This window comes from Pseudonocardia sp. SID8383 (assembly GCF_009864975.1).
Classification (GTDB): Bacteria; Actinomycetota; Actinomycetes; order Mycobacteriales; family Pseudonocardiaceae; genus Pseudonocardia; species Pseudonocardia alni.
This window is the reverse complement of record NZ_WWFY01000768.1, coordinates 1-10,443: the sequence shown is the minus strand read 5'-3', so window position 1 is coordinate 10,443 and position 10,443 is coordinate 1. Positions and strand designations below refer to the sequence as shown.

General features: G+C 74.6%; 9 protein-coding genes. 2 read left to right on the top strand and 7 right to left on the bottom strand.

Features of this window, described 5'->3' with window-relative positions; all coding sequences use genetic code 11:
* From GTW08_RS18605 to kdpF, 5 genes are all read right to left on the bottom strand, one after another.
* Window positions 1-1,565: sensor histidine kinase (locus GTW08_RS18605; RefSeq protein ID WP_161152289.1), on the bottom strand; the 1,565-nt coding region annotated here is incomplete at its 3' end.
* 20 nt (window positions 1,566-1,585) lie between these two features.
* Window positions 1,586-2,197 carry a potassium-transporting ATPase subunit C gene (locus tag GTW08_RS18600; protein WP_073578189.1) on the bottom strand — a complete coding sequence of 204 codons (612 nt, stop codon included), beginning with the start codon at window positions 2,195-2,197 and terminating at the stop codon, window positions 1,586-1,588.
* A complete protein-coding gene (gene kdpB, locus GTW08_RS18595) occupies window positions 2,197-4,293 on the bottom strand; it encodes a potassium-transporting ATPase subunit KdpB (protein WP_139283028.1) in 2,097 nt (698 codons plus the stop codon). The genes GTW08_RS18600 and kdpB overlap by 1 nt, the downstream gene beginning before the upstream one ends.
* Before the next feature lie 155 nt (window positions 4,294-4,448).
* Complete coding sequence (gene kdpA, locus GTW08_RS18590) at window positions 4,449-6,119, bottom strand: potassium-transporting ATPase subunit KdpA (protein ID WP_161152288.1); 1,671 nt, start codon at window positions 6,117-6,119, stop codon at window positions 4,449-4,451.
* Window positions 6,119-6,205 carry a K(+)-transporting ATPase subunit F gene (kdpF, locus tag GTW08_RS33020; RefSeq protein ID WP_062400985.1) on the bottom strand — a complete coding sequence of 29 codons (87 nt, stop codon included), beginning with the start codon at window positions 6,203-6,205 and terminating at the stop codon, window positions 6,119-6,121. Before kdpF ends, kdpA begins: the two co-directional genes overlap by 1 nt.
* Window positions 6,206-6,717: 512 nt before the next feature.
* On the opposite strand from kdpF, the gene GTW08_RS18580 reads away from it, so the two are divergent.
* Window positions 6,718-7,764, top strand: coding sequence for a magnesium and cobalt transport protein CorA (locus GTW08_RS18580; protein ID WP_073578192.1), 1,047 nt, complete (start codon window positions 6,718-6,720; stop codon window positions 7,762-7,764).
* 40 nt (window positions 7,765-7,804) lie between these two features.
* Here GTW08_RS18580 and GTW08_RS18575 read toward each other — a convergent pair whose 3' ends face one another.
* Both GTW08_RS18575 and GTW08_RS18570 read right to left on the bottom strand, forming a co-directional pair.
* On the bottom strand, window positions 7,805-8,992 hold the full coding sequence (locus GTW08_RS18575; RefSeq protein WP_161152287.1) for an HAAS signaling domain-containing protein: 1,188 nt from the start codon (window positions 8,990-8,992) through the stop codon (window positions 7,805-7,807).
* A complete protein-coding gene (locus GTW08_RS18570; protein ID WP_073578194.1) occupies window positions 8,989-9,306 on the bottom strand; it encodes a PadR family transcriptional regulator in 318 nt (105 codons plus the stop codon). The genes GTW08_RS18575 and GTW08_RS18570 overlap by 4 nt, the downstream gene beginning before the upstream one ends.
* Window positions 9,307-9,509: 203 nt before the next feature.
* Here GTW08_RS18570 and GTW08_RS18565 point away from each other — a divergent pair.
* Window positions 9,510-10,443 (top strand): diaminopimelate decarboxylase (locus GTW08_RS18565; protein ID WP_161152286.1); only part of this gene is annotated, 934 nt, incomplete at its 3' end.

Genomic DNA, 10,443 nt, shown 5'->3' with positions numbered 1-10,443 from the left:
GACCGCAGCGCCCACGTCTCGCGGACCTTGTCCAGCAGCCGCGGCAGCGGGTCGGAGCGGGTCAGCACGGTCCGCGCGAACGACGCCAGCAGCGCCGCCTCCGCCCGGGCCCGCGCGGCCTGCTCCGCGCGCCGCGCCGCCCGGTCGACGACCAGCGCGACGAGCACCCCGACCAGCAGCATCGTCGCGACGGTGAGGACGTTGCCCGGGTCGGCGATGACCAGGGAGTACAGCGGCAGGGAGAGGAAGAAGTTCAGCAGCAGCCCGCCGAGCAGGGCGGCGAGCAGGGCCGGGCCGCGCCCGCCGGCGAGAGCGGCGAGCACGGTGGCGAGGAAGTAGAGGACGACGTCGGTGGACAGGTCCACCCACGGTGACAGGACGACGCCCAGCACCGTCGCGACGGCCGGGCCCGCGACGGCGACGGCCCAGCCGAGCGCCTGGCGGGACGCGGGCAGAGCGGTGCGCAGTCGCGGCAGGCGCAGCGCGCGACCGGCCTCACGGTGGGTGACCATGTGCACGTCGATCGGCCCGGACTCCTGCACGACGCGCGCGCCGATGCCCGGGTCGAACACCCGCGCCAGGCGCGAGCGCCGCGACGTGCCGAGCACCACCTGGGTGGCGTTGGTGCCGCGGGCGAAGTCGAGCAGGGCGTCCCCGACCGACTCGCCGACGACGGTGTGGAACGACGCACCGACGCCCTCGGCCATCCGGCGCACCCGGTCGGCGGCGCCGACCTGGCCGCCGGACAGGCCGTCGCCGCGCAGCACGTGCACGGCCATCAGGTCCGCGCCGCCGGACCGTTTCGCGATCCGCGCCGCGCGCCGCAGCACCGTCTCCGACTCCCGTCCACCGGTCAGCGCGACGACGACGCGCTCGCGGGTCTCCCAGATCTCGTCCACCTGCTTCTCGCTGCGGTAGCGGCGCAGCGCGGTGTCCACCTCGTCGGCGATCCACAGCAGGGCCAGCTCGCGCAGCGCGACCAGGTTGGGGACCCGGAAGTAGTGGGCGAGGGCGGCGTCGATCCTCTCCGCGGCGTAGATGTTGCCGTGGGCGAGTCTGCGGCGCAGCGCCTCCGGGGTGATGTCGACGATCTCGATCTGCTCGGCGGCGCGCACGACGTCGTCGGGCACGGTCTCCTGCTGGCGGGCCCCGGTGATCGTCGCGACGACGTCGCCGAGCGACTCCAGGTGCTGCACGTTGACGGTGGAGATGACGTCGATGCCTGCGGCGAGCAGCTCCTGCACGTCCTGCCAGCGCTTGGCGTTGCGCGAGCCGGGCGCGTTGGTGTGGGCCAGCTCGTCGACCAGCGCGACCTGCGGGCGGCGCGCCAGGACGGCGTCGAGGTCCATCTCCTCCAGCCGGGTGCCGTGGTGCTCCACGGCCCGGCGCGGGACGACCTCCAGCCCGTCGAGCAGCGCGGCGGTGCGGTCGCGGCCGTGGGTCTCCGCGACACCGACGACGACGTCGGTGCCGCGCCCGAGGCGGCGGTGGGCCTCGCCGAGCATGGCGAAGGTCTTGCCGACCCCGGGCGCGGCGCCGAGATGGATGCGGAGCTCACCCCTCATCCGGCCATTGTCGGCGCTGCTCACCCGCGCGCGTCCCGCACGGACAGGTTCAGTTCGGTGACGTTCACCCGCGGCTCCCCGAGGAACCCGAGGGTGCGCCCGGACGTCGCGGCGGCGACGAGCTCGCCGACGCGCGCGACGGGCAGCCCGGTGACCCGCGCGACGCGGGGCACCTGCAGGGCCGCGTACTCCGGGCTGATGTCCGGGTCGAGCCCGGACGCCGACGCGGTCACCGCGTCGGCCGGGACCGCCTGCGGCGCGACGCCCTCGCGGGCGGCGATCACCGCGCGGCGCTGCTGCACGGCGGCCAGCAGCCCGTCGTCGAAGCCGCCCTTGTTCGACCCGCCGGAGGTGGCGGTGTCGGCCGGGCCGAGACCGTCCTCGGCCTCCGCCGACGCCGCGGGCCGGGTGTGGAAGAACGGGTCGGCGGCCGGGTCGGGCGCGACCGGGTCGATCCCGATCAGCGACGACCCGGTGCCGCCCGGCAGCACCGAGCCCTCGGCCCGGGCCTCCAGGCCCGGGATCCGGGCGACGCCCCAGATCGCGAGCGGGTAGACGATCCCGCACAGGACCGTCATGACGAGGAGCACGCGCAGACCGGTGGCGGTCTGGCGGCGCAGGGTGGTGAGCATCAGATCCCCGGGACGAGACGGACGAGCAGGTCGATGAACGCGATCCCGGCGAACGGGGTGACGACCCCGCCGAGGCCGTAGACGAGCAGGTTGCGGCGCAGCAGCGACGCCGCCGACGACGGCCGGTACCGCACCCCGCGCAGGGCGAGCGGGATCAGCGCGACGATGACCAGCGCGTTGAAGACGACCGCGGAGAGGATCGCGGACTCGGGCGTCGCCAGGCCCATCACGTTGAGCAGTCCCAGCGACGGGTAGAGCGCGACGAACATCGCGGGCAGGATCGCGAAGTACTTCGCGAGGTCGTTGGCGACGGAGAACGTCGTCAGCGCACCGCGGGTGATGAGCAGCTGCTTGCCGATCTCGACGATCTCGATCAGCTTGGTCGGGTCGGAGTCCAGGTCGACCATGTTCCCGGCCTCCTTAGCGGCGGAGGTGCCGGTGTTCATGGCGACGCCGACGTCGGCCTGGGCGAGCGCGGGCGCATCGTTGGTGCCGTCGCCGGTCATCGCCACCAGCCGGCCGCCCTCCTGCTCACGGCGGATGTAGGCGAGCTTGTCCTCCGGCGTGGCCTCGGCGATGTGGTCGTCGACGCCGGCCTGCGCGGCGATCGCCGCGGCGGTGCGCGGGTTGTCGCCGGTGACCATCACCGTGCGGATACCCATCGCGCGCAGCTCGGCGAAGCGCTCGGCCATGCCGGGCTTGACGACGTCGGACAGCTCGATGACGCCGAGCACGCGGGCACCGCGCCCGTCCGGGGCGTCGGCGGCCGCGACGACCAGCGGGGTCCCCCCGTCGTCGGACACGGTCTCGACGATGCGGTCGACCTCGGCCCGGTCGGCGGCCTGCGCCCACTCCAGGACAGCGGCCGCGGCGCCCTTGCGGACGACCTCGCCGTCGAGGTCGATACCCGACATCCGGGTCTGCGCGGTGAACGGCACGAACTCCGCGACGGCCTCCGCGGCGTCGGCCTCGGGGGCGAGCCCGTGCTCGGACGCGCAGAGCTCGACGATGCTGCGGCCCTCGGGCGTCTGGTCGGCCAGGCTCGACAGCCGGGCCGCGCGGGCGAGCTCGTCGGTCCCGGTGCCGCCCACGCCGTGCAGCGCGGTGGCGCGACGGTTGCCGAAGGTGATGGTGCCGGTCTTGTCGAGCAGCAGCGTGTCGACGTCACCGGCGGCCTCGACGGCGCGGCCGGAGGTGGCGAGCACGTTGCGCTGCACCAGCCGGTCCATGCCGGCGATGCCGATCGCGGACAGCAGCGCGCCGATGGTGGTCGGGATCAGGCAGACCAGCAGCGCGGTCAGCACGAGCAGCGGGACCTGCGTGCCGGCGTAGGCGCTCATCGGGGCGATCGCGACGACCGCGAGCAGGAAGATGATCGTCAGGGCCGAGAGCAGGATCGTCAGGGCGATCTCGTTCGGCGTCTTCTGCCGGGCCGCGCCCTCGACGAGCGCGATCATCCGGTCGACGAAGGACTCCCCGGGCCGGGTGGTGATGCGCACGACGATCCGGTCCGACAGCACCGTGGTGCCGCCGGTGACGGCGCAGCGGTCGCCGCCGGCCTCCCTGATGACGGGCGCGGACTCGCCGGTGATCGCGGACTCGTCGACCGAGGCGATGCCGTGGACGACGTCGCCGTCGCCGGGGATCGTCTCCCCCGCCTCGACGACGACGAGGTCGCCGAGGCGCAGCTGCGCGCAGGGGACCTGCTCCTCGGCGGCGTCGCGGTCGGCGGGAGCGTCGGTGACCAGCCTGCGGGCGACGGTGTCGCGCTGGGTTGCCCGCAGCGAGGCGGCCTGGGCCTTGCCGCGCCCCTCCGCGACGGCCTCGGCGAGGTTGGCGAACAGCACGGTGAACCACAGCCAGACCGCGACGAGCACCGCGAACACGCTGGGGTCGACGACGGCGAGCACGGTGACCAGCACCGACCCGACCCAGACGACGAACATCACCGGGTTGCGGGCCTGCACGCGCGGGTCGAGCTTCCGCAGGGCCTCGGGCAGCGCGGCCAGCAGCTGCCCCGGGGCGAAGGCCCCCGCGGCGACGGGCGCGGGCGCCGGGTCGGACGCCTGCGGCCCGGTGGGCCGCTCGTGGGACACGGACACGGTCTCCTCCGGTCGAGGGGTCCCCCCACCGCCGTCTGCTCCGAGGGTCACTTTCGTAGCGCTGTAAGCCACGAAGGTTCCCCTGGGGGCACCGCCGGAGGCGGGCGACGGGGTCGGAGTGGGGGCGGGGGGCGGGGTGGGGCGCCGGCTCACGACAGGGCCTCGGCGATCGGGCCGAGCGCCAGCGCCGGGAAGAACGTCAGCGCCGAGACCAGCAGCACGGTGCCCCCGACGAGCCCGGCGAACAGCAGGCCGTCGGTCGGGAGCGTCCCCGCCCCGGCCGGGACGCGGCGCTGGCGGGCCAGGGCACCCGCCAGCGCGAGGACGGCGAGGATCGGCACGAAACGCCCGAAGAGCATCGCCATCCCCAGCCCGGCCTGGAAGAAGTCGCTGGTCACGGTGATCCCGGCGAACGCCGAGCCGTTGTTGTTGGCGGCCGAGGCCCAGGCGTAGAGGACCTCGGAGAAGCCGTGCGCCCCGTCGTTGTTCAGGGCGTCGGCGGTGCCCGGCAGGGCGATCGCCAGACCGGCCCCCAGCAGCACGAACGCCGGCATGACCAGGATCGACACCGCGGCGTAGGTGATCTCGCGGCGGCCGAGCTTCTTGCCGAGGTACTCCGGGGTCCGGCCGACCATCAGTCCGGCGAGGAACACCGCGATGACGGCGAGCACGAGCAGGCCGTAGAGGCCCGCTCCGACCCCGCCGGGGGCGACCTCGCCGAGCAGCATGTTCAGCAGCGTCACGCCGCCGGCGGCGCCGGAGTAGCTGTCGTGCATCGAGTTGACCGCGCCGGTGGACGTCCCGGTCGTCGACACCGCGAACAGGACCGAGCCGGGGATGCCGAAGCGCACCTCCTTGCCCTCCAGCGCACCACCTGCGGCGAGCGCGGCGGGGCCGTTGGGGTGGGTCTCGGCGAGCCAGGCGGCGGCGAGCATGAGCGCCCACAGGCCGCCCATGACCGACAGCAGGACGACGCCCTGGCGGACCCGGCCGACCATGACCCCGAAGGTCCGGGTCAGCGCGACCGGGATCACCAGCAGCAGGAAGATCTCCAGCAGGTTCGCGACCGGGCCCGGGTTCTCGAACGGGTGCGCGGAGTTCGCGTTGAAGATCCCGCCGCCGTTGGTGCCGAGCTCCTTGATCGCCTCCTGCGACGCGGCCGGGGCCAGCGGGAGGGTGTGCACCGAGCCGTCCACAGCGGCGATCTCCACCCCGGAGCGCAGAGACTGCACGACGCCGGTCGCGACGAGGGCGACGGCGGCGACGACGGCGACCGGCAGCAGGATCCGGGTGACGCCGCGGGTGAGGTCGACCCAGAAGTTGCCGATGCGGCCGTCGTCGTCGCCGCGGGAGACGAACCCGCGGACCAGCGCGACCGCGACCGCCATGCCGACGGCGGCGGACACGACGTTCTGCACGGTCAGGCCGGCCATCTGCACGGTGTGGCCGAGCACCTGCTCGGGCACGTAGGACTGCCAGTTCGTGTTGGTCACGAACGACACCGCGGTGTTGAACGCCATCGCGGGCGACACCGAGGAGGCGCCGTCGGTGCCGCGGTCGAACCCGAGCGGGAGGAAGGCCTGCAGCCGCTGCATCAGGTAGAGCAGCGCGATCGAGACGAACGAGAAGCCCAGCACACCCGCGGCGTAGGTCGTCCAGCGCTGCGGGGACGCGGCGTCGATCCGGCAGACCCGGTAGACGAACCGCTCGATCCGCCAGTGCCGGGTGTCGGTGTAGACCCGCGCCATCCGGTCGCCCAGCGGCTTCCAGGTCACGGCGAGCAGCGCCACCAGCGCCGCCGCCTGCGCGAGCCCCGCCATCAGAACCGCTCCGGCCGGAGCAGCGCGATCACCAGGTAGACCAGCAGGGCCAGCGCGAGCACACCCCCGGCGATGTTCGCGATCACAGCTTCTCCATCCCGCGCAGGGTGAGCGCGAGAACGGCGAAGGACGCCACCAGCAACGCGGTGTAGGCCAGGTCGGCCACGGGACTCTCCTCGGTCGTGCCCACCCGCCGGCATGTCCGGCGGGCTGCGGGGATCGTGCGCCGCACCGGGGGTCGCGCCCGCGGCGATGACGGCGGATTGACGCCCACCGGGTCGCGCGTTGACGCGTTCTTGACGCCCGGTGGTGGCCATCACGTCCCCCGGACGGGCGGTCGATCTCAGGAACCCGTCACCACACGCGCGTGACGACGCCAACACCGCGTCAGGGGCCGGGCCGATCCGCTGCCGGGGGCGCACGCTCCCGCGCATGCTGCAGCGCCGCCCCGCTCGTCCGGTCCCGCCGCCCCTGCCGGGCTGCCGGCGACCGCGCTGGTCGCCCACCTCGTCCCGGCGGTTGCGCGGCACAGCGCTGGTTACCCTGCTCGGTGACGGTCCGGGCACCCGCCCGGCCGGCCCGGCGGGGAGGTCTGTGCATGTCGGTGATCGACAACGCGGTCTACGTCGACGGCAAGCGGGCGGCGGCGCCCGACTCCGTCGACAGCGCGGTCGAGGCGCTGCACGGCTGCCGTGCCGACCACGGCGGGGACGCACCCGCGTTCTGCTGGATCGGCATGCTGCGGCCGGGCGTCGACGAGATCCACCAGGTCGCGGCGGAGTTCGGGCTGCACGCGCTGGCGATCGAGGACACCGTCAACGCCCACCAGCGCCCCAAGCTGGAGCGCTACGGCAGCACCGAGTTCGTGGTGCTGCGCCCGGCCCGCTACGTCGACTCCGACGAGGTCGTCGAGATCGGCGAGGTGCACCTGTTCCTCGGCCCGGACTTCGTCATCACCGTCCGGCACGCCGCCGAGCCGCAGCTCGGCGAGGTCCGCGACCGGCTGGAGGGCGACCCGGACCTGCTCTCGCACGGACCGATGGCGGTGCTCTACGCGGTGCTGGACCGGGTCGTCGACGACTACTTCCCCGTCCTCGACGGTCTGCAGGACGACATCGACGAGATCGAGGTGCAGGTCTTCCGCGGCGACCCGAACGTGTCACGGCGCATCTACCAGCTGACCCGGCAGGTCATCGCGTTCCAGCGGGCCGTCGAGCCGCTTCAGGAGATCTTCGTCGAGCTGCGGGCCCGGTTCGCCAAGTCCGGCGACGCCCCGGACCTGGAGCTGCGCCGGGCGATGCGCGACGTGATCGACCACGCCACGCGGGTGCGGGAGCGCGTCGAGGGGTTCCGCGACCTGCTCGGCAACATCCTGACGGTCAACTCGACCCTGGTCGCGCAGCGGCAGAACGAGGAGATGACCCGGCTCACCGAGGCGGGCTTCGCGCAGAACGAGCAGATGAAGCGGGTGTCGTCGTGGGCGGCGATCCTGTTCGCGCCGACCCTGATCGCCGGCATCTACGGCATGAACTTCGACGAGATGCCGGAGCTGCACTGGGCGCTGGGCTACCCGATGGCCATCGGGCTGATGCTGCTGCTCGGACTGGGGCTGTACCTGGCGTTCAAGCACAACGACTGGCTCTGAGGGCCGGGCGCCCACCCCCCGTGGACGCCCGGCCCCCGGCTCAGCTGCCGGCTCCGGGCGTGGCCGGTGCCGGGGTCGCCGGCGCCGCGGTCGGCGACGCCTGCGTACTCGGACGGGCCGCCGTGGTCTGCGGGATCGTCACGACCAGCGGCGGCGGGGGCACGGTCACGCACTCCCCCGACGACGGGTCGGTCGTGCGCACACCCTGCGGGTACGGCCCGGGCGCCGGGGCGGTCGAGGTGACCGCGGAGCCGTCGGTGGGGCAGTAGCCGTCGTCGACGGCGAGCGGGCGGCCGTTCTCGTCGAACAGAAAGACCCCGGTCAGCGGCCTGCCCTTCGCGTCGAAGGGCCGCACATCGGACACCGTGTTCCCGTCGAGGGTCAGGCCCGGCTGCGGCGAGTACGACGACACGTCGGTGGTGCGGTCCTGCCCCTGGGCCGGCACCCCGGCCACCAGCAGGCCCGCGGCCAGTGCGTTCAGCGGCACCACGGCCCACAGCAGCCGGCGATCGGCCGCACTGCGGCGGCCGAGCAGCACCGACAGCGGCACCGCGGCGACGGCCAGGACGACGGTGATCAGCAGCCCGCCGGACCCGCCCCCGCCGAACACCCATCCGACGAGCCCGGCCGCGACCAGCCCGCGCAGCACCCACCAGCCGGGCTGGAGGGTCAGGACGAACCCGCCGATCCCGCCGTCGGCCCGGGCCCGGGCGATCCGCTCCCGCAGCGCCACCACCGACGGCAGCGCCGCGACCGACGGTTGCCCCGGCCCGTCGGACCACACGGCGAGCACCCCGGCCCCGGCGGCCAGGGCCGCGAGGAACATCGGGAACGACGCCGACGGCCCGACCTGCCACACGGCGGGACCCGCGAGGACCATCAGGCCGGTGGCGCAGAGGAGCGCGGCCACCGCGAACCACGCCCCGCCCGTGCGGGGGCGTTCGGCGGGCGCCTGCGGGGCCGGATAGCCCGCGGCCGCGCGCAGCTCCGCCGCGTAGGCCTCCGGTGTGCCGAGGCGCTCGCGGACCGCGGCCCGGTCGAAGCCGGGGCCCAGCTCGTCGGAGAGGTCGGCGAGGTGGCCCCGCGCGTCCTCGACGATCTCCTCGACCTCCGCCGGGGGCAGGTCGGACAGCGCTTCCCGCAGCCCGAGCAGGTACTCGATGCCGACCGGGTCGCCGATCCGGGTCGTGGCGGCGCCGTCGGGGCCGCCGGTGCCGTCGGTGCTCACGTGCCCACCAGGCCTTCCATCGTGGTGGCGAACGTGCGCCACCGGTCGGTCGTCTCCTGCAGCCGGGTCCGGCCCGGCCCGTTGATCGCGTAGTACTTGCGGTGCGGCCCCTCCTCGCTGGGGACGACGTAGGAGGTCAGCAGGCCCGCACCGTAGAGCCGGCGCAGCGTGCCGTAGACCGACGCGTCCCCCACCTCGCTGAGCCCGGCCGCGCGCAGCGCGCGGACGACCTCGTAGCCGTACCCGTCCTCGCGGTCGAGCACGGCGAGCACCGCGAGGTCGAGCACTCCCTTGAGCAGCTGACTGGTGTCCATCGCACCTCCTTGCGCACCGAAGAGTACTACGCAGTGCGCAGTAGTGCGCGCACCACTGCACCCGGTGCGTGTCAAGGTGCCGCCAGTGGTGGCACCGGCCGCGTCAGGGCGGCGTAGCGGGAGCGGGCACGGACGCGCCCGCAGGGTGACAACGGAGGGGCACGGCGCCCGCACCGGGCGCCCGCCACCAAGGAGTCATCCCGGTGACCCTCGCCGACCTGCTCCCCTCCCTCCGCCCGACGCTGGCCGCCCGCCTCGAGCCGGGCCTGTGGCCGGTCACGACCCGCACGACCTCCGACGGCACCCTGCAGATCGGCGGGGTCGACCTCGCCGGACTCGCCGCCCGCTTCGGCACCCCGGTGCAGGTGCTCGACACCGCCGACGTCCGCGCCCGCTGCCGCGCCTACCGGGCCGCGCTGCCCGACGCCGAGATCGTCTACGCCGGCAAGGCGTTCCTCTGCCGCGGGATGGCCCGCCTGGTCGCCGACGAGGGCTGTTCGGTCGACGCCTGCTCCGGCGGTGAGGTCGCGGTGGCCGCGGCCGGGGGGCTGCCCGGCGACCGGATCGTGCTGCACGGCACCGTCAAGACCGACGAGGACCTCAAGGCGGCGTTCACCGCGGGCGTCGGGCGGATCGTGCTGGACTCGGCGGCGGAGGTCGACCGGATCGCCGCGCTCGCGCCGCACCGGCAGAAGGTGCTGCTGCGGATCAGCCCGGACGTCGACGCCGGCACCCACCCGGGGCTCACGACCGGCACCGCGTCGTCGTGGTTCGGGATGCCGCCCGCCGAGGCGTGCGAGGTCGCCGGACGGGTGCTGGCCCGCCCCGAGCTGGAGCTGGCCGGGCTGCACTGCCACCTCGGCTCGCAGGTGCCGTCGGTGTCGCGCTACGAGCGGGCCGCGGTCCGGATGGTGGGGGTGATCGCGGCGCTGCGTGCGCGGTACGGGATCAGCGTCGCCGAGCTGGACCTGGGCGGCGGGCACGCGGTCGGCTACGCCGAGGGCGAGCCCTGCCTGGACCCGGCGCTCTTCGGCCGGGCCGTGCGGGGCACCCTGGCCCGGGCCTGTGCGGCGCACGGGATCGACGAGCCGCGGCTGCTGGTCGAGCCGGGGCGCGCGGTCGTCGCCCGGGCCGGGG